25 protein-coding genes and 2 pseudogenes are annotated in these 18,663 nt (G+C 43.2%); 3 read left to right on the top strand and 24 right to left on the bottom strand.

From position 1 onward, the window contains the following. Nucleotides 1–33 precede the first annotated feature (33 nt). Genes JCM19055_RS27960 through JCM19055_RS27935 form a run of 9 tightly spaced genes read right to left on the bottom strand, consistent with a single transcriptional unit; the run spans nucleotide 34 to nucleotide 4,556 of the window. The gene (locus JCM19055_RS27960; protein WP_265181672.1) at nucleotides 34–249 is read right to left on the bottom strand and encodes an SDR family oxidoreductase; all 216 of its coding nucleotides are present in this window, start codon (nucleotides 247–249) and stop codon (nucleotides 34–36) included. Beyond that, nucleotides 222–341, bottom strand: a complete 120-nt coding sequence (locus tag JCM19055_RS31025) for an SDR family oxidoreductase (protein WP_265181643.1) — start codon at nucleotides 339–341, stop codon at nucleotides 222–224. Before JCM19055_RS31025 ends, JCM19055_RS27960 begins: the two co-directional genes overlap by 28 nt. Continuing rightward, a complete protein-coding gene (locus tag JCM19055_RS01380) occupies nucleotides 301–837 on the bottom strand; it encodes an SDR family NAD(P)-dependent oxidoreductase (RefSeq protein WP_265181642.1) in 537 nt (178 codons plus the stop codon). Before JCM19055_RS01380 ends, JCM19055_RS31025 begins: the two co-directional genes overlap by 41 nt. Before the next feature lie 10 nt (nucleotides 838–847). After that, complete coding sequence (locus tag JCM19055_RS27950) at nucleotides 848–979, bottom strand: hypothetical protein (RefSeq protein ID WP_265181641.1); 132 nt, start codon at nucleotides 977–979, stop codon at nucleotides 848–850. Nucleotides 980–1,008: 29 nt separating this feature from the next. Then, complete coding sequence (locus tag JCM19055_RS25010) at nucleotides 1,009–1,596, bottom strand: hydantoinase B/oxoprolinase family protein (protein ID WP_265181640.1); 588 nt, start codon at nucleotides 1,594–1,596, stop codon at nucleotides 1,009–1,011. A 16-nt stretch (nucleotides 1,597–1,612) separates the two neighbouring features. Then, entirely contained in the window at nucleotides 1,613–2,473 is an 861-nt protein-coding gene (locus JCM19055_RS25005; RefSeq protein WP_193745257.1) for a hydantoinase B/oxoprolinase family protein, read from the bottom strand. Beyond that, complete coding sequence (locus JCM19055_RS27945) at nucleotides 2,442–3,308, bottom strand: hydantoinase/oxoprolinase family protein (protein ID WP_265181639.1); 867 nt, start codon at nucleotides 3,306–3,308, stop codon at nucleotides 2,442–2,444. The genes JCM19055_RS25005 and JCM19055_RS27945 overlap by 32 nt, the downstream gene beginning before the upstream one ends. Then, nucleotides 3,295–3,921 (bottom strand): hydantoinase/oxoprolinase family protein, encoded by a 627-nt coding sequence (locus tag JCM19055_RS27940; protein WP_265181638.1) that lies wholly within the window; start codon nucleotides 3,919–3,921, stop codon nucleotides 3,295–3,297. Before JCM19055_RS27940 ends, JCM19055_RS27945 begins: the two co-directional genes overlap by 14 nt. Beyond that, the gene (locus JCM19055_RS27935) at nucleotides 3,918–4,556 is read right to left on the bottom strand and encodes a hydantoinase/oxoprolinase N-terminal domain-containing protein (protein ID WP_265181637.1); all 639 of its coding nucleotides are present in this window, start codon (nucleotides 4,554–4,556) and stop codon (nucleotides 3,918–3,920) included. The genes JCM19055_RS27940 and JCM19055_RS27935 overlap by 4 nt, the downstream gene beginning before the upstream one ends. Nucleotides 4,557–4,893: 337 nt before the next feature. Between JCM19055_RS27935 and JCM19055_RS01365 the strand changes: the two are divergent. From JCM19055_RS01365 to JCM19055_RS01355, 3 genes and pseudogenes are all read left to right on the top strand, one after another. Then, nucleotides 4,894–5,671, top strand: a pseudogene (locus tag JCM19055_RS01365) (TerC family protein). Between the two features lie 194 nt (nucleotides 5,672–5,865). Further along, the gene (locus JCM19055_RS01360; RefSeq protein ID WP_052365759.1) at nucleotides 5,866–6,270 is read left to right on the top strand and encodes a GntR family transcriptional regulator; all 405 of its coding nucleotides are present in this window, start codon (nucleotides 5,866–5,868) and stop codon (nucleotides 6,268–6,270) included. Continuing rightward, complete coding sequence (locus tag JCM19055_RS01355) at nucleotides 6,267–6,530, top strand: FCD domain-containing protein (protein ID WP_042358202.1); 264 nt, start codon at nucleotides 6,267–6,269, stop codon at nucleotides 6,528–6,530. The genes JCM19055_RS01360 and JCM19055_RS01355 overlap by 4 nt, the downstream gene beginning before the upstream one ends. Here JCM19055_RS01355 and JCM19055_RS27930 read toward each other — a convergent pair. The 15 genes and pseudogenes from JCM19055_RS27930 to JCM19055_RS01290 form a co-directional block, all read right to left on the bottom strand. Beyond that, nucleotides 6,500–6,997, bottom strand: coding sequence for an alpha-hydroxy acid oxidase (locus JCM19055_RS27930; RefSeq protein WP_265181636.1), 498 nt, complete (start codon nucleotides 6,995–6,997; stop codon nucleotides 6,500–6,502). The genes JCM19055_RS01355 and JCM19055_RS27930 overlap by 31 nt on opposite strands. Next, entirely contained in the window at nucleotides 6,943–7,680 is a 738-nt protein-coding gene (locus JCM19055_RS27925) for an alpha-hydroxy-acid oxidizing protein (RefSeq protein ID WP_265181635.1), read from the bottom strand. Before JCM19055_RS27925 ends, JCM19055_RS27930 begins: the two co-directional genes overlap by 55 nt. Then, complete coding sequence (locus JCM19055_RS01345; RefSeq protein WP_265181634.1) at nucleotides 7,677–8,432, bottom strand: NADPH:quinone oxidoreductase family protein; 756 nt, start codon at nucleotides 8,430–8,432, stop codon at nucleotides 7,677–7,679. The genes JCM19055_RS27925 and JCM19055_RS01345 overlap by 4 nt, the downstream gene beginning before the upstream one ends. A gap of 250 nt (nucleotides 8,433–8,682) precedes the next feature. After that, entirely contained in the window at nucleotides 8,683–9,438 is a 756-nt protein-coding gene (locus tag JCM19055_RS01340) for an SDR family NAD(P)-dependent oxidoreductase (protein WP_042358201.1), read from the bottom strand. Between the two features lie 152 nt (nucleotides 9,439–9,590). Continuing rightward, on the bottom strand, nucleotides 9,591–10,745 hold the full coding sequence (locus JCM19055_RS01335; RefSeq protein ID WP_052365758.1) for a M20 family metallopeptidase: 1,155 nt from the start codon (nucleotides 10,743–10,745) through the stop codon (nucleotides 9,591–9,593). Next, nucleotides 10,742–11,175 (bottom strand): annotated as a pseudogene (locus JCM19055_RS01330) (YaiI/YqxD family protein). Before JCM19055_RS01330 ends, JCM19055_RS01335 begins: the two are co-directional and overlap by 4 nt. Nucleotides 11,176–11,323: 148 nt before the next feature. Continuing rightward, complete coding sequence (locus JCM19055_RS01325; protein WP_042358200.1) at nucleotides 11,324–12,025, bottom strand: gamma-glutamyl-gamma-aminobutyrate hydrolase family protein; 702 nt, start codon at nucleotides 12,023–12,025, stop codon at nucleotides 11,324–11,326. A gap of 11 nt (nucleotides 12,026–12,036) precedes the next feature. Next, nucleotides 12,037–13,224, bottom strand: coding sequence for a DNA-protecting protein DprA (locus JCM19055_RS01320; RefSeq protein WP_265181633.1), 1,188 nt, complete (start codon nucleotides 13,222–13,224; stop codon nucleotides 12,037–12,039). A gap of 379 nt (nucleotides 13,225–13,603) precedes the next feature. Next, nucleotides 13,604–13,837 (bottom strand): hypothetical protein, encoded by a 234-nt coding sequence (locus JCM19055_RS26055; protein WP_042358199.1) that lies wholly within the window; start codon nucleotides 13,835–13,837, stop codon nucleotides 13,604–13,606. Nucleotides 13,838–13,919: 82 nt separating this feature from the next. After that, nucleotides 13,920–14,546, bottom strand: coding sequence for a fibronectin type III domain-containing protein (locus tag JCM19055_RS01310; RefSeq protein ID WP_042358198.1), 627 nt, complete (start codon nucleotides 14,544–14,546; stop codon nucleotides 13,920–13,922). Then, nucleotides 14,543–15,310, bottom strand: a complete 768-nt coding sequence (locus JCM19055_RS01305) for a hypothetical protein (protein ID WP_042358197.1) — start codon at nucleotides 15,308–15,310, stop codon at nucleotides 14,543–14,545. The genes JCM19055_RS01310 and JCM19055_RS01305 overlap by 4 nt, the downstream gene beginning before the upstream one ends. A gap of 193 nt (nucleotides 15,311–15,503) precedes the next feature. Then, a complete protein-coding gene (locus tag JCM19055_RS25000; protein WP_265181671.1) occupies nucleotides 15,504–15,695 on the bottom strand; it encodes an RNHCP domain-containing protein in 192 nt (63 codons plus the stop codon). A gap of 44 nt (nucleotides 15,696–15,739) precedes the next feature. Beyond that, entirely contained in the window at nucleotides 15,740–16,378 is a 639-nt protein-coding gene (locus tag JCM19055_RS01300) for an S-layer homology domain-containing protein (RefSeq protein WP_042358196.1), read from the bottom strand. A gap of 69 nt (nucleotides 16,379–16,447) precedes the next feature. Continuing rightward, nucleotides 16,448–17,227 carry a hypothetical protein gene (locus JCM19055_RS01295; RefSeq protein WP_042358195.1) on the bottom strand — a complete coding sequence of 260 codons (780 nt, stop codon included), beginning with the start codon at nucleotides 17,225–17,227 and terminating at the stop codon, nucleotides 16,448–16,450. A gap of 1 nt (nucleotide 17,228) precedes the next feature. Continuing rightward, nucleotides 17,229–18,584: an S-layer homology domain-containing protein gene (locus tag JCM19055_RS01290; RefSeq protein ID WP_042358194.1), complete on the bottom strand. Its 1,356-nt coding sequence runs from the start codon at nucleotides 18,582–18,584 to the stop codon at nucleotides 17,229–17,231. Nucleotides 18,585–18,663 lie beyond the last annotated feature (79 nt).

Genomic DNA, 18,663 nt, shown 5'->3' with positions numbered 1-18,663 from the left:
GCGCTTATTCTCGCACTGAGTCCCCCAAAATCATCAATCAAATTCAATTGGTCTAGCGATTTTGTTTATTGCACCGCCATCGACCATAATCGTTTGTCCACTTACGTAAGTGGCTTCGTCTGACGCGAGGAAAAGACATGTATTCGCAATGTCTTCAACCGTTCCAATTCTCCCCATTGGTTGGAACTTTAACGTATCTTTGAATGCTTGTTCTGGATCATCTAAAGACTCAAATGTTTTTTTTGTAATAATGGCGTGTCTACCGTACTTGGACCTACCGCATTAACACGAATTTGGTCTTTACCATAGTCGAGCGCCATTTGTCGCGTTAGCGCTGTCATTGCGCCTTTCGCCGATGCATAAGCCGCTAGACGTGTAATGGTTTTTTTCAGCGTGCCAAGAAGCGATGTTAATAATTGAACCTCCGCCTACCTTTTGCATTTCTGGAATGCTGTACTTCGAACATAGGAATGGACCGTTTAGATTAATGCCTAATAACGTTTGCCACTCTTCAAAGCTCGTATCTGTCACGCTTTTGCGAAAGTTAATTGCAGCGTTATTGACGAGAATATCGACTTTACCAAATGCTGAAGTCGCTTCCTTCACGAGGTTCTGTACACTTTCTTCGTTACTGACGTCCGTGTGTACAAAAATCGCTTCTACTTCTTGTTGTTTCAATTCAGCAATTACATTCTCTCCAGCTTCTTCATTCACATCTGCAACAACGACCTTGGCTCCTTCTTGGCCAAAACGCTTTGCAATGCCAGCGCCAATCCCTTGGCTACCACCTGTAACAATCGCTACTTTGTTTTCTAACCTCATTATGATCTCTCCCATCTGTCTCCATCTATGATCGTATCACATAACCGTTTTCTACATCGCTCGCTCTTGCCTCTGCATTTCGCTTCGCAGGATCTCCGAAACCTCCACCACCTGGCAATTGAAGGGTTACGGTATCATCCGGATTAAGCGTATACAATTTTTTCGTTTCTTCAACTTCTTGATCATTTATAAATACCTAGCCTTTTCACCTTCTAAACCACCTTCATAACCAAGGGGCGCATAGCGAGTTCGTTCAAACATTAATGGCACATGGAACGGTTGATCTGTCCGCACGCCAAATGTGATCGTTTGACCTAATCCTCCACGGAACTCACCATCTCCTCCAGAGTTTTCTCGAAGTTCTTTCTCATAGACGAGAATTGGTGATGTGTTTTCGATAATCTCAATTGGTGTTCCTTTAACTCCTGACGGGAACGTTGTCGCATTTAGACCATCTTTCCCTGGGCGAGCACCGGCACCTCCGGCATTAAATACGACGTTCGAGAAAGACTCCCCAGCCCGATCAACACCGTGAACTTGCATTGCGAAAATCGCGGCAGCACCTTCAGCAGGGATTTTGTTTGGTAATACGGGTTGGAGCGCTCCTAATACACATACAGGTGCTAAATGACCGATAATATGTCTTGAGGCCGTTGGCATTGGGTGAACAGCGTTCAATACGCTTCCTTCTGGAGCCGATACACTCACTGGACGAAAGCTACCTTCATTACTTGGAACGTCCGGTGCAATGGTCGCTTTTAACACGTAGTTCACATAAGCAAGTGTGTAGTTAAGACAAACATTGATTGCTTTTTTTACTTCCTTCAGAAGTTCCGTCGAAATCTACGTGAACCGTATCTCCTTTAACGATGAGTTTGCACTTCAAAAGAATTGGCTTTTCAGCCCCATCGCTATATAACTCATTTTCATATATTCCGTCTGGAAGTTCCTCAATCGCTTTACGCATCGCTTTTTCAGAAATTGCAATAATCTCTTCTCCAATTGCCTCTACATCACGTAAGCCAAACTCTTCTAACGTTTCCCGCAAACGACTAATTGCCACTTCTTGAGCAACTACTTGGGCACGCAAATCACCGATCACTTGATAAGGGGCACGGACATTGGCACGAATCAGCGTAAGTAACGTTTCATTTACGACACCCCGCTCGTACATTTTCATGTACGGCAAATGTAAGCCCTCTTCGTAAATGCTCTCGCCCTCTGGGCTGAATCCACGTCCACCTACATCAGAAACATGACACGTTGATGCGAAATATCCAATCAGTGATTCCTTGTAAAACACCGGTGTAACGATCGTTACATCGAGCAAATGACCGGATATTTCATACGGATTGTTACCGATTAATACGTCGCCGTCTTTAAGCTTTGTTGTATCAACATTCTTCAAGAAATGACGGACACCTGTTGCCATTGAGTTAATATGACCCGGTGTTCCAGTATTCGCTTGTGCGATCATATCACCTGCTTGATTAAACAACCCTGCAGACAAGTCATTTGCATCTGATAGAATGCTTGTAAAAGACGTCCGAATGAGCGTTTTTGCTTGTTCTTCTAACAAAGTGACAAGCCGATTCCAAATCACTTCCAATTGAATCGGATCAAACACTTCTTGCTTTTTCGTGTTCGCCAACAAAAACGCCTCCTTTGGCAGTTTTTCGATGTAGCTTCACATTGTAGAATTGATCAACCGATACTCGGAAACTCGGCGGAACGACGAGCGTCGATTCACGTTCCTCAATGATGGCCGGTCCATCAATATCCACGCCTGGATTTAAATCATTACGTTCGTACACATTCGTTTCAAACCAACCATCAAAATAAACATGTCTTGTGGACTTCGGTTCAACGAAAACGTCGCCTCCTGCGGCTTGTTCGAGTGTGAGTTCAGGATCTGGCCCTTCCACAACTACACGCCAATTCAACGTCTCAATGACCATATCTTCATTTGCTTCAGCGTAAAGCTCGCGATAAGCTTGCTTAAAATTGTTTACAATGTCTTCTTTGGAAGCTTCAGTTAACGTACCGTTCGGAATGGATACAGTAATTTCATGGGTTTGTCCTTTGTATTTCATTTCCGCTTTTCGGACAATGGAGATCTGCTCTGTCACGCCTGCACGCTTAAGAAGCTCGTACCCCTCTGCTTCCATTTCATTTAAAAGACGCATTACATGTGTCCAATCCAAATCATCTAAACGACTGTAAAAACTTCGCACAAAGTCAAACGCAAGTGGGGACGTCAAAAAGCCAAATGCAGAGTTAACGCCTGCACCAACAGGATGAACGATCGTATCGACACCGAGAATTTCAGCGACATTACCGACATGAACAGGACCTGCTCCTCCTGAAGCAAACAACCCGTACTTACGAACGTCTTTGCCTTTCTCTACTGCATGGATTCGAGCCGCACTTGCCATATTCTCATTGACGAGTTGATGAATTCCCCAAGCAGCTTCAATCGTGGACATTCCGAGTGGCTCTGCGACTTTTTTTCCGGATCGCTTCCTTTGCTTTGTCCACGCTAAGATTCATTTCTCCACCAAGAAAATAATCGGGGTTCAAATAACCAAGAACGAGATCCGCATCAGTAACTGTAGGTTCTAAGCCACCAAGATTGTAACTAGCTGGACCTGGCTTACTGCTAGCACTTTCTGGGCCTACCTTTAGTAATCCGAGTCGGTTCACGTGGGCAATGCTTCCGCCACCCGCACCAATTTCAATCATTTCAACAACAGGTACTTTTACAGGCATACCACTGCCTTTCATAAAGCGATCGGCTCGTCCTACTTCAAATTCAGTCGTCGTAAGCGGTACCCCTTCATCAACGAGACTTGCTTTCGCAGTCGTACCCCCCATATCAAACACAATGAGAGAGTTCTCTTTTGCCTGCTTACTATAATGCGCACCTGAAATGGTTCCACCTACTGGGCCTGATTCCAAAATGCGAATAGGAAACTTCGCTGCTGTTTCAAGCGTACACGTGCCTCCACCGGAGAGCATCATGAGGAATGTACCTTTAAAACCTTTCTCCACTAAAGCACGCTCTAAGCTCCCTAAGTAACGCTCAACTAGTGGTTTCACAAATACGTTGGCAACGGTCGTCGAAGACGTTGGTACTCACGAATTTCTGGGGACACTTCTGACGAAATGGAAACGTGTAGTTGTGGCGCAATTCGTTCTGCGATTTCTTTCACTTTCTTTTCGTGAAGATCGTTGCGATAACTATGTAAGAAACAGACAGCAACCGCTTCAACACCTTCGTTAACGAACTGTTGCAACATCTCTTCTACTTCTTGCTCATCCAGCTTCGTCAAGACGCTCCCATCACTCGTTAACCGCTCAGTAACCGTCTTCCTTAACGCACGTGGTACGAGTGGTTTCGGGTTATCGACCATTAAATCATACAAATCATAGCGACTCTCAGTTGCAATTTCCAATTGATCTCGAAACCCTTTCGTCGTAATTAACCCTGTTTTTGCACCTTTACGTTCAATCAGTGCATTGACGACGAGCGTTGTTCCATGAATAATACTTTCAAGTTGGTCGTAACGCCAACCGTGCTTTTCCATATTCTCTTGTAACCCGTTAATAAATCCTTCGGAAGGGTCAGGGTAGGTGGTTAGCGTCTTCCCAAAGAACCTCTTCCCATCGCTCGTTAAGAACACAAAGTCTGTAAACGTTCCACCAATGTCAACACCAGCTCGAATTGTAACCATTAGACACATCCTTTGTTAAATAACCGTGATTACCTACTATTTCGCTAAAGTTGTCGAATATCCTTTTAAACTTTGTTTCTCGTGAAACATTTATTGACTTTTCCATAACCGTCCATTACGATTACAGTATCAAAGGGGAGTAGCTCCTCACTAAAGTCGTCATGACGGGTACATAATCGCCCCGGCTTTAGTGCAGTCATTATTTGACTGTCGCAAGACCTTTGCCACTATGGGCGAGGTCTATGAAATGACCAATTACTGACCTTCGCCGATTACGGCGAAGGTCTTTTTTCATGGACTCATAGACTTCGTATACAAAAAAAGGAGCAAAACTCACATGGACGTAGCATTACTAGTTGAATACGGTTGGGTATTAATCGTCTTAATTGCGCTAGAAGGCATCTTGGCGGCAGATAACGCAGTTGTTCTTGCAATGATGGTCAAACACTTACCAGAAAAACAACGAAAAAGAGCACTGTTCTATGGACTTGCAGGCGCTTTTGTCTTCCGACTTGCAGCCCTTGCCTTCGTGGCCGTGTTAATTAATGTGTGGCAAGTTCAAGCAATCGGGGCACTATATCTCATTTTCTTAACAGTGAACCACTTCTTCAAACGATTTGTACGTAAGAAAACGTCAGAAGAAAAACCGAAAAAAAGAACCGAAAAAGTCAGGCTTTTGGATGACTGTTCTCAAAGTAGAACTCGCAGATATTGCTTTTGCGGTTGATAGCATCCTCGCAGCAGTTGCCCTTGCTATGACATTAACACCGACAGGTTGGTTCTCTGTTGGACCATTAGACGGTGCACAATTTATCGTCGTCTTTATTGGTGGATTAACCGGTGTCATTATTATGCGTTTTGCTGCTGGATTCTTTATCAAAGTCCTCCATTCAAGACCAGGACTTGAAAACGGCGCATATTTAATCGTTGGATGGGTCGGTGTAAAGCTCGCTGTGTTTACGTTAGCGCACCCAAGTCTCGCCGTTTTGCCTGAACATTTCCCTGAAAGCACCGTTTGGAAGCTGATCTTCTGGGGAGTGATGGGACTAATCATCGTCTTAAGTTGGATTCTTTCAGGTCCACGTTTTCAAAAGACTCATCACCTAGAACAATAATGTACAAATCAACAAATAGAGCTCAGGCAACCTTATGCCTGAGCTCTTTCTATTGAATGCCAACCATCAAATGAGGGAAGATTCCGATTAACAGAACAACTTCCTAATGTTTGACAGTTCTTGCGAATATACTTAAGATTAATAATTAATTATAGATTTTTTCATTTTATTTCATAATGTATGAGGGGGTCTCCATGAATACGACTTTCAATCACGTTAAACCTTTATATGAACAAGCTTATGATCTCGTGAAAAGACTGATCCTCTACGGAAAAATCGCCCCGGGCGAAAAGGTCATCGTTGCCAAATTAGCAGACGACTTAAACATAAGTCGAACACCACTTCGAGAAGCGTTTCGGCAACTACTAAAGGAACAGCTCGTTACCGTAGACCGCAATGGTGTGTTGCGCGTCATTGATCTTGAGTTTGACGACTTAGACGCTTTATATGATTGTCGGAAAATTACTGAAAAAGAGTTCATCGCAAATATTACGACCTCAATTAGCGACGCGAATCTTTTACGCATTGAGCAGCAAATTGATTACGCAAAACGGTTATCCAATGAGCAACCGGATGAATGCATCGAGTTTTTTTTGTGAACGTTTACTCGATCCTCATCGACGCCTGTACGAACAGACGCCTTGCTCAGCTCGTACAATCGGTTCACTCGTTACTACTTATTTATGTTGCGCCTACAATCAGAGAATCATTTACTGAGCGTATCGCTGAGCAAGAACAGCTTCTTTTTGCGATGCAATCACGCGATGAGTCTAAGGCAATTCAAGCGATTACTTCGATCATTGAATCCGAACGAAATCGAGGAATTGTTTACTTGAATGAGCGCTCACTAGAAACATAACTCGACTGTAGAAACTCCTTGTCCAGGTGGCGAACGTTCGTGCCACCTGCAAGTGCTAACGTTAAATCAACATCCGCAACTAATTGTTTGAACAACGTTTCAACACCCTCTTCCCCTCCTACAGCCAATGCATACATAGACGGCCTCCCGACAAGGACGGCAGTGGCTCCAAGAGCAAGAGCTTTCAATACGTCTGAACCTCTTCGAATTCCACTGTCCATCAAAATCGGAACTCTCCCTCGGACAACGTCTGCAATTTCTGGCAATGCATCGATTGCCGTAATTGAACCATCAACTTGTCTACCACCATGGTTTGAGACGATGATTCCGTCGACATTTGCCTCAACTGCAAGCTTCGCATCTTCAGGATGTACAATTCCTTTTAGAATGATCGGAAGTGTTGTATGTCGCCTTATAAACGACAAGTCTTCCCACGTAAGCGTTGCATTCCCAAACACTTTAGCCATTGTTCAATGGCAGCTTGAGGGTCCTCTTCAGGTGGCTTTTCTAATTTTGCACGAAAAGCAGGATCAGACAGGTAATTCGCAACACCTTCACCTTTTAGAAACGGCAAATAGGCATTCGTCAAGTCTTTCTCACGCCAAGCCATCATTGGAGTGTCTAACGTAATCACAATTGCCGAGTAACCAGCACGCTCAGCACGTTGCAAAAAGCTTGCTGCAATCTCTGCATCGCGGCTCCAATAAAGTTGAAACCAGCGCGGCTGATCCCCCATTGCTTCAGCAATGTCCTCTAACGTAGTCGAAGCTGCTGAACTCGCAATGTAAGGGACACCAAGCTTAGCACAAGCTCGGGCAGAACCAAGCTCTTTGTCTTCATGGATAATAGATTGGACACCAATCGGTGCATGCAAAACTGGAAACGGGTACGTATGTCCAAATAATTCTACTGAAAGATTACGCTCTTCAACGTTACGAAACATTCTTGGAACGATGTTGTACGCTTTAAAGCGATCAACGTTTGCTTGAACAGTGTAGTCACTACCTGCCCCGCCTGCAATATAATCAAATGCTTCACTCGTTAGCTTGTCACTAGCGCCTTTTACCCAATCCTCAAATTGAATTGGAAAGGGATCGGTTTGTTGTGATTGATAGATTGCAAACTGAACTTCGTTTCCAACATTCCTCACGAAAATGTGCCTCCAATAACCAACTTTCCATAAGTCGTACGATTCCCTAATGCCGTTAATGCGCTAGGAACTTCATCAAAAGGGAACACGTTGTAAAGGAGTGGCTTAATGTCACCCTTTTCATAAAGCCTGCACAATTCTTCATGAATATCATGAACACCCTCTGGATACAGTCGTGCATAATAACCCCAATGTACGCCTACGAGGGAATAATTTTTGACGAGAGCATGATTCATCGGTGCTTCTGGAATCGTCCCACCCGCAAACCCAACGATAAGAATTCGACCATCAAAGGCAATGCATTTCCTTGAACGATCAAACACATGACCACCGACAGGGTCATAAATGACGTCTGCACCTTTTCCATTCGTTAAATCTTTCACTCGTTGAACGAAGTCTTCATCTTTGTAATCGATGGCGTAATCAGCGCCTTGCTCTAAACATTGGTTTACTTTCTCTTCACCACCTGCGGTTGCAATTACAGTGGCGCCTTGGCTTTTACCTAGTTGAATCGCTGCTGAACCTACGCCACCAGCTCCCGCATGGACAAGAAGCACTTCTCCTGGTTGTAGCTTCGCACGGTGGTGTAGTGCATAATACGACGTTTGATACGTAATAAACAATGCCGATGCTTCTTCAAAGGACATCGATTCCGGGACTGCAAATACTTCATCTTCCCCGACTACGACAAACTCTGCTAAACCACCGTTAGGCAATTTCGGGCGCGCCAACACCTTTTGCCCTACGTTCACTTACTGCCTTCGTCTGCTTCGACAATTGTTCCTGAGATCTCTGCCCCTGGTGTAAAAGGAAGGGGCGGCTTTTCCTGATATTTCCCTTGGCAGAGTAGAATATCAAAAAAAGTTCAAAGCGGCTGCCTTCGTATCAATAAGAAGCTGTCCTTTTGCGCGAAGCGGTTTCTCATCTTCTTTTAAGACGAGCGCTTCAATAGGGTCTGCTAACGTTTCTACGATCCATTTTTTTCATTTTAAAAATCCTCCCTTATCGTTTAAATGCGGCTGCGCCGTCATCTACGTAGTGAACATGTGCATTTAGGAACGATGCGTCATCACTCGCTAAAAAAGTAACAAGTTTGGCAACATCATCAGGTTGACCGGCTTTTCGACGCATTTGCGCCCTTTCAATTTGCTCCCAGACCTCTGGTTGATTTCTCCAATCCGTAACGATCCCTGTTTCAATCAACCCAGGAGCAATTGCGCTCACTCGAATGTTGTATTTCGCCAAGTCAAACGCTGCTGACTTTGTCATTGAAACAACCGCTCCTTTACTCGCATGATACGAGATGCGATTGCGATCAGCGATAAATGCATAGATTGAAGCCGTATTAATAATGACTCCTCCATCTTCTTTCATTGCATTTCCAGCTGCCTTAATTCCGAAGAAAACACCGTATTGATTAACTGCAATCGTTTTATCATAGTCTTCAATGGACATATCCAACACACTCGTTGGTTTTGTCCCAGTGCCAGCGTTGTTGAACATAATGTCCAATTTCCCATACTGCTCTACTGCAACATCAACCGCATTTTGAACGGCATCATAACTCGTGACATCTGTTTGAACGAACGTTGCCTTTCCACCTGATTCAGTAATTAATTCTTCCGTCTCTTTACCGCTACGTTCATTAAGCTCTGCAACAATGACAGATGCCCCTTCTGCTGCAAAACGAATCGCCGTTGCACGTCCAATGCCTGATCCTGCACCCGTAACGACGGCAACCTTATGCTCTAATTTCATATCGTAACCTCCATCCCATTTATGAATGCGCTTTCTATTTTAATAATTCGATCAATTTAGACGGGATTCCTTCTACTTTTCAAACTCTGTCCGATCGTTTTAACAAAATAAAAAAACGCAATTCGCCTCGATCCCGAATTACGCTTTCTTTCTTACAGTTGATGAATCTTCTGAGGTTTATACGCCATTAGAAGCGATTGCAATTGTTCAATTGTTTTTGTGTAGTGATCAATATACACGACTTCATTTGGTTGATGAGCCGTAACTCCTTCAATTCCACTCCACACGATAATCGGGAAATCACTCGTTCCCATTTGATACCTTGAACCGTCCGTATAGCCTGACATCCCGAACGTTCGACTATTAAGATGTTCACAAGCGAATTCTACGAACTGGTGATGATCGTCTGTTTCTAATGGGGGCAGGTCATTAATGACTTCTACACTCGCTTGCAATTCAGGGTGCTGGGCTCTTACATGTTGAATATGATCCTTAATGTCTTGAACGATTGATGCGTGACTTTGACCTGGCAATGTACGAATGTCGATCTCGACGCTACTTTGGTCAGGAACCATGTTCGTAGTCTTACCACCGTTCATCACATTAAAGCTAAATGATGGTTGCCCTAACTTTTCATCATTCTCATCAAAACGAAGGGCACGTTGTAGCTCATTCACAATGGAAATTAAATGCATCAACGCATTGACTCCACGCTCAGGCTTTGATCCGTGTGCAGTCTTTCCATGTGTCGTAATTCTTAGCCATAATGCACCTTTGTGAGACGTAATGACCCTGCCGTTTGTAGGTTCTGTAATTATCATTGCACTCAAGCAATCCGTGTAACCTTCTTCGGTTAATTGCTTAGCACCTACCGCACCCCGTTCTTCACCAATTGAAGCAAAGAGCTTAAGATCAAATGGAAGCTTTAGTCCTTCATGCTTAATTCGACAAAGAACGGCTACAGCTGCCATTAAGCCACTTTTCATATCACATGCACCTCGAGCATAAATCCTCCCATCAACTTCTACTGGGTCAAAAGGAAGAGAATCCCACGGTACATCTCCAGGTGGTACCACATCCATATGTCCTGATAATCCAATCACTTCATCGGTTGATCCATCTCCAGGCAGCGTTGCAATGAGGTTCGTACGCCCTGCACTATGAGCAATTGCTGTCGTTTCAATGCCATACTCTGTAAAAATGAACTGAAGCTTGTTTGCTACAAGTTCTTCATTACCAGGTGGATTTGAAGTATCCATTTCTAAAACTTCTTTCAATGCTTGTATGGCAATCGAGTCATTGATCACGCTTCCAGCTCCTTTATAAATTGCTCTTTGAAATGTTCTTTCTGTTCATTTGTAAATGGCTTAGGTCCACGAACTCTTTGCTTGCTCCTTCTTCGTTTCGCTGATTGATGGCGTTCAAATAACATCGCATCAATTCGATCTTTAGAATATAAAAACCCGTATGGTGTAACACTTTACAATTCTTCTCAAGCGCTAAAGCTGCAAGACCATAATCTTGCGTAATAATAATGTCACCAGGCACTGCTAACTGTACAATCTTATAATCAGCCGAATCATTACCTGGATCAACATAAATGACTTCTGCCTCTTGCTCAACATTTGAGTAGTGGGCGTAGCTTTTCACGAGGATTACGTCTTTCCCTCGCTTCGCTGATTCTTCAATAACCACATCTTGCACGGGACAAGCATCAGCATCAATGATGATCTTCATTGCTCTTTTCCTTTCTCTTTCGTTAACGTCTTCTTTATCCATCTACCCTCTGTACAATTCATTGATTATCTTTTTATTTATTCCCGATTCTATAAAAAGAGAAACAAACCGCCTCCAATTAAATTGGCAAGACGGTTTGCTCCGATTGTTATGTGCTCGCAATAAACGCTTCATATAGACGGTTGGCATACTCATCGTCAACTAAATTCTCCGGATGCCACTGCACTCCAATAACAAAAGAGTGGCGTTCACTTTCAAAAGCTTCAATGATGTTATCAGATGAAACTGCCGATCGCCGAAATCCTGAAGCGAGTCGGCGTACCGCTTGATGATGAAAACTATTTACTTTATAGCGACTAGACTTAGAGATTCGCTGTAGCAACGTACCTTCATCAACGTCAATAAAATGGGACACATGTTGCCTTGATGCTCGTTGTTGATGTTGTAACAAGTCTACATCGTATTGACTGTAAATGTCTTGATACATATCCCCGCCGGCAGCAATATTTAAGATTTGACACCCTCGACAAATCGCAAGAATTGGAAGATTAGCTTCTAAAGCGGCTTGAATGAGCATCATTTCAAAAGCATCACGATCAGGGTGAATGCTTCCTAATTTAAGATGAGGTTCTTCCCCAAACAAAGTTGGGTCGATGTCTCCCCCGCCTGTAACAACAAGGCCATCAATCGATGAAATAATCCGTGGGATCGACGCTTCATCAGGAACATTCGGAAGAATGATTGGAATTCCATTTTCATTTGCAATTCTTCGTAAATTATCCTGACTCATATGATGCGTTCCGTTTTCATCCATATGTGAAGTGATGCCTATTATCGGTTTCCTCGTCATAATGATCCCTTCTATCCGATTGTTTGTTGAGCGTAACGCGCACTCGTACCATCTTCAGTTGTTAACATTTCCATACGCTTCAAGACGTCGGTAGGTTTACGGTATGCGTACATTTTTCCATAATCGATATACCGGTTTGGCCATTGTAACTTGCGATCATCTAATGCCACTTGGGGTAACAATAGTGGGCGTCTATATTTACAAGCATAATCTGCTTGCTCAAGCACTTCACTCTTATCGGTCGACTCAATCATAACCGTTGCTTCAGAAATTCCACTCATCAGTGCATAGCGCATTGGAAAATGCCAACGCTGTACCTTTACAGAAGGTGGAAACTGAGAAATGACAAGGCCATGATCTTCCAATTGCCCTTGGAGCACTTGATGCTCACGAGGGTGGAAATGAGTGATCGGTGTTCCTAAAACAGCAACCGTTGGCAATTGATGATTAACGGTCGCTTGCTGAACGACTGAGTCAATGCCTTTCGATAATCCAGAAACGATCACATAGCCTTCTTGTCCGAGCTCTTTCGACAATTCGTAAGCCATAGCTTCCCCGTTTTCTGTCGTTTTTCTTCCTCCTACAACCGTTACCAGTCGTTTCGTTAACAATTCAGGGTTGCCACGCATAAATAGGAATAAAGGAGCATCGGAAATTTCAGATAGTTTGTTCGGATAATGATTCTGACCTTTTTTTACGATGTAATCATCTGCTCCGAGTTGTTGGAATCCACCAACGACTGCAGTGTACGCTTTCTCCATCACTTCCAGCTCGACACCTAAATCATCAGCGATTAAGCGTAAGTTATTTGTCAATTCTTCAGTTAACTGAAACTTCTCAGCTAATCGTTCAAACTCAGCCGTTGCCTTCTTATCTGAACCATTAAAAATCGATTGAATTGTAAAGTAATTCATCGCCTCATAGACTGTTGTTGCTTCATTCTTTTCGAAAAGTGCTGATATATAAGCAATTTGGTTTCCGTGCATACGTTTTCTACGTTCTTCCATATCACTTCTCAAATATAAATTTCCACTTGGGCTTGTCCGAACTGGCTTCACCTTGCCAGTATGTACAAGCTGATTTAAGCGTTGCGGTGTAATCCCTAAATAAGCGGCCGCTTCACTTGCAAACAAGATCTCCTGCTCAATGATCGGTCGTAAAAACCTAGAATCCATCTCCTTCATTTGCACTGTATTCACCCTTCTTTTTACATGTTATTTTTCTCTTTATATAGGTCGATGCTCTAGTTAAGATGAGTCATAAGGTTGTTTTTTTGTATATACCTCTACTTCTTAACTATTGCCTTCATCATAGCATTCAACGCTACTTATTTTCAAACTTTTTTTTGTTAAATACAAAAAAAATAACATCTAAGGAAAGGGATTTTGATTCGACAATTGGCAAGGATTTTGAACGTTTTTGTCGAATTTGTGACAAACAAAACGCGTGCAATTTTCGCACGCGTTTACGCTCACCATTAATAATAAGGCGGGTACGGGTAAGGAGGTGGGGGTGGTGGAGGCGGTGGATATGGATAATATCCTGGACCAAATCCGCCACCTGCTAAGCCTCCAATTACTAAACCTGGAATAAAGCCTCCACCAAATCCAGGCCACGGCGGCTTGGTGGTCCATGTCCGTGTCCATGTCCATGCCCGTGTCCATGTCCATGTCCATGCCCGTGTCCATGCCCGTGTCCGTGTCCATGCCCGTGTCCGTGTCCATGCCCGTGTCCGTGTCCCCCGTGATTACGTAATTGCTGGTTAGGATCAACGGTTACGTCCGCATAAGGATATAACGTTTCGTGTTGCACGGATCTCTCACTCCCTTTCTTTAAATCCGTACTACAGCCTATGCGCACGTCACAGAGATGTGAGTGATCTCCATACAATCAATTAACTTTCTTTAAAGTGATATGGAAGAAACGAATTTGGCTTTTTCGCCGTACTCAATTGCTCTTCTTTCGTGTCACGAGAACGATTGGTCGCTACAAATGTTGATTCTTCACTCCAAATTCCATCAACGTTTACACGATAAGCATAGGTCGTCCCAGGCTCAAGTTCTGTTGCCAAAGACGTGTACAACCGCTTCTCACCATGTTCATCATAGACTAATTTTGTTGACGCATCGTAGCGCTTCGTCGCAGCGCTATAGAATTTCTCTGGATCACGCTTTTCAACAACTTCTATAAAGCCTGTCTCTGTTCTAGGGTGCGCTTCAAAATGAATCGTCTGACTGTTTGGGTGTTCATTGTACCAATCAAATGTTATATTTTCAGGTTGATCATCACCTATTGCTTTGACAATCTCACCCTCCCACATCTCGCTTTTACGCCCATCAGGGGCAACAGCATGGATTCTCACGTCACCTTCAAGTGCTGTTAACATGCTAGTAACTAGATACCCTTCATCATCTGTGACTGGAATCTCACTCCAATCAACAGGTTCTGCATCAGATTTTTTAAGATAGGTCTTCGCTTGTTCGTTCCCTGATATCTCAATAAATTCATCATCACCCGTCACCGTTTCTTCATAGGCATAATACTGTGTGTTTGGTCCAACAGGGAACCAATGGCTCTCTTGTTGTTCATGAAGGTCATGGTAAAGCGACGTTGCTCCTTCGTCTGTACGCGTGGGATTTCAGTCTCTACGTGTAACGAAGCACCTTTTACGCCTTTCCCGTTCTCATCTGTAACAATAATCTCCGTTTCATGCCCTACAGAACGTCCTTCAACCTCAAGATGTAATCCTGGAACGACGTTTACTTCGAGCACGTCACTTTCATGGGCCTTGTGATCAATCACAAGTTCTTCCATCGAAATGTCCATCGTACCAATCACATCTTCTTTTACATGAAAAGTAGCAACCCCGCTATGAATTCCTTCATCCGATACCTCTATAGAAACCAATCCTTTTTTTTGCTCAACATCTCCATGACGACTTAAATCCACATCTTGCAATTCCAATTGATCAGCGTTATACGTTAATGTACCACTTGCTTGATCATTTGACTCAAAAACAAAATGGACGGTTAACAATTGTCCAGCAATGACTTCGTGATCTGTACGCCAATCAAACGACTGATCGGCTTCAAGATTCTTCTCTAATTCCAGCTGTCCCGGGTGCTGAATTGTTCGAGTAGAATGCTGTTGATGTTCAATCTGCTTCACGTCCAAAGTTGATACTTCATCATCGGATCTTATAAATGTATCTGTTGCAAACAAGGAAGAATAATGAACACCAAATAATAAAACACTTACCATGCTAATACCGATCAGTCTCTTCAAAATTCTGCACTCCCCTACATTTTGAATAAACTGATTTGCGCAAAACAGTCTCGACGTATACGAGAAATTCGCCCACAAAAAAAATAACCCTTTTCATAAATTGAAAAAGGGTCTTTAGTCACGACTTCGTGTTCGCATAAAAGCGATGATATCGTCGCTTTGTGCTGTATTCTCGGCAATTTTGTTGTATTGTTCATGACCACATGCAAGACATCGATGTAGCAATTGAAAGCCTTTTTTTTGAATGAGATTTTAGGTCTATAGGCTCCATTAGACTGTGACAGGTTGATGCGCGATCCCCCGGAATGACGTCCACATGCTTGGAGTATAAACAACTCGGACAATGATTACGGTAACTTCCGTTTTCCAAAGGTTCGACTACCATTCCACAATGCTCACATGTGAATTGTGTATTCTCTGTTGCTCGACTCACTTTTCTCTTCCTCCATCATTCATTGTTCTGCATGCTAGTTTAGCACAAAACGTCCACTCTCGCTCATCTTCCATAAAATAGACAATTGCCCCAGCAAGTTCGGCTCTTGTCACTTGGTTAGAAGGAATCGAAATTTCAAATGAACGCTCGCTCAACGTTCTTATATTATCAAGGTGGGTTGCATTTCGGACATTTTCTAATGCATTCTCTTCCTCGTCTAAACGAAAAGAGCGAACGAGCACTGAAGCGAGCTGAGCACTTGTCAACTGATCTTGAGGTCGAAATGTTGTTCGAGAATGATGACCAACCATAATTCCGTTCGTGTATAACGCTGTTGCATGAGGCGCAAATGGATGATCATCAGGGAGGTCTACAAAAGGGTTAATCTCTGAATGATAAAGATTAAGCTCTAAAGCGTTAGCAAGAAACGCAGCCGCTTGTCCACGAGTGACAGATTCATCTGGACGAAACGTTCCATCATGATAGCCACCTACTACACCGCGTTCGGATAAAAGATTGATCGCCTCCGCATAATCGTGTTCTAGAGGAACGTCAGGATAGTAAGAAGCCTTTGCCTCAATGTGTATACTTATACAAAGCGTAACAGCAAGTGCAAATCCAAGTAACTTCTTCATCAAAAGACCTCCCTAGTTAAAAATAGCGAAAGAGACCATTGCCTCTTCCGCTAAACTCCTAGTAAATCCTTACGACTGTTGGGCTTCAATTGCGTCATTAAATGCTTCAACAATATCGTTTACTGTTTCATAACCATCGATTGGACGTTCCCAAATCACTTGTTCAAATACATCTTGTCGTTGTTCATCACTGAGTGTATCATAGCCCTCGGCGTCAACCCCGAGTTCCTCTGCATCTTGAATGAGCCAATTGAAATGTTCAATCGCTGCATCTTCACTATTTTCTAGTTCATTAATCGCTCGAGGTTCAACGTAGAATTGGAATGGGATCGTAAGAAATTCTTCTTCATACCATAAGTCACTAAATTCAATGTAATAGTCTCCAGACTCTTCAACATCTGACATATCAATTGTGCTTACAAATGAACCATCATCTGAGTAATCACTACCAATTGCAACGCCGCCAGGTACAGGGTCGCCATCTTCATCGACAACATTTGGTGTCACTGACATCTCCCATTCGATTTCATACGGTGAAATCATGCCAGATAATGTTAACTCTTCCTCAACATAATTGTAGTTCCCAATGTCATCAATCGTAACTTCAATCTCTGGGAACGTTTCACCATCATTTACATCGATTAACATCTCAACAATCTCATCCACTGTGTCTGTAGGATAATTTTCATCCCGAAGAGCCGCCGCGTACTCATCACCTTTGTAAGGAAGAATAATTTCAGCATCAAAGGCTTCTGTCGTTGTGCGTAACTGATGCAATTGACTAATAACCAAGCTTCCAACCACTTGGTCCTCATCTTCTTCAGCAGCTTCATGCAAGTCATTAATCAACTCATCGACCGATGCGAGTCACGACCTCCTCAATTTGGCCGAGAATATCCTCACTTTCAAAGTCTAATTCAGATATTGCCTCGTAAATACGCTCAGTAGACGTTGAGACGACGATTAAACGATATTCTTCAGGTGTAACAAGATCAAGCGTCGAGAGAGCGCCAATAATCGTCTCTTCCGTTGCAGCTTCAACTGCAATCAATGCCGTTTCTACGTTTACTTGGTAGACAAATGCTGCAAGATCCTCGACAGTCTCTTGCCCATCATAAGCATCGAGATAGGAAGTAATATAATCAGGGAACACTTGAGAATCCTCGAAGGCATCCTCATCGTATTCATTGATCTTTGTTAACGCTTCAAGAAATGCCACTTCATCCTCTTGTTCGTATGCTTCTTGGAGAGCATACACGACTTCTTCAATTGTGCCTGGTTCTGGTTCAGGCGTAGGAGCAGCTTCATCGTGACCCGTAATCACTTGGTTTGTGCGAGCTTCACTGACAAGCAATGTGTAGGTTTGGTCTAGCACTTGCTCAGAAGTCGTTAATACTACGGTGTAACCATCATCTTCAATCGCTGTATCTAGAACTTCTAATTCATTGTCAAAAGCAAACATTGCCGTTGGCGCTTCATCAATTGGCTCTTCAAAATAAACATGAACTGTCGTATTATTGATGGCCTCTATTCCTTCGATGCCCTGTAATTCTGTCCACGTATAGGCTAAGACTCGATCTAGAAAGACGGCAAACTGCGCGCGTGTCACATCTTCTCTAGGTCGAAACGCATTGTCTGAAGTTACGCTAATTCCTTGGCTGACAAGTGCTTCAACATTCTCAAGATGTGAGTTGTGGACAAGATCTGCATCCACCACGTCGACATCTTCTCCAGAAGATTCAATATCAAATGCTCGGACTAACACTGACGCCATTTGTTCACGAGAAATGGGCTCAGTTGGGCGGAACATCGTTCCCTCACTACTTCCAACCATGATGCCTTCAGCACTTAGTAATGTTGCCGCCTCCGCAAAAGAACTGTCTGGATCAACATCTGAAAAACCTGTTTCTGTTAATTCTCCATCATACGAAAGTCCAAGAGCACGAACGATTAAATTCGCCACTTGTCCACGACTAATTGATTGATGAGGGCGATAAGTATGATCCGGATACCCATTAATAATCCCACGCTCAAGCCCACGATAAATTTCTGCATATGCAAAATCACCTGGTTCCACATCCGTTAATGCTGGCTCCTCTGCATTTACAACTTGCTGAGGAGTCGTGACCGCAAAGGCTGTCGTCGCCATTACTGCTGTTAGTGTACCTGCTAGAAACTTCCGATAAGACTTTGGTTGGTATGCCATAGAACCTCTCCCTTTAAAATGTATATATCCCTAAAAAAAGGACTATAGTTGCAATACCCTAGCACGAATTAATTTACAC

The organism is Geomicrobium sp. JCM 19055 (assembly GCF_000698185.1).
In the GTDB taxonomy this organism is placed as follows: domain Bacteria; phylum Bacillota; class Bacilli; order Bacillales; family Marinococcaceae; genus Geomicrobium_A; species Geomicrobium_A sediminis.
This window is presented reverse-complemented; position numbering and strand designations above follow the sequence as displayed.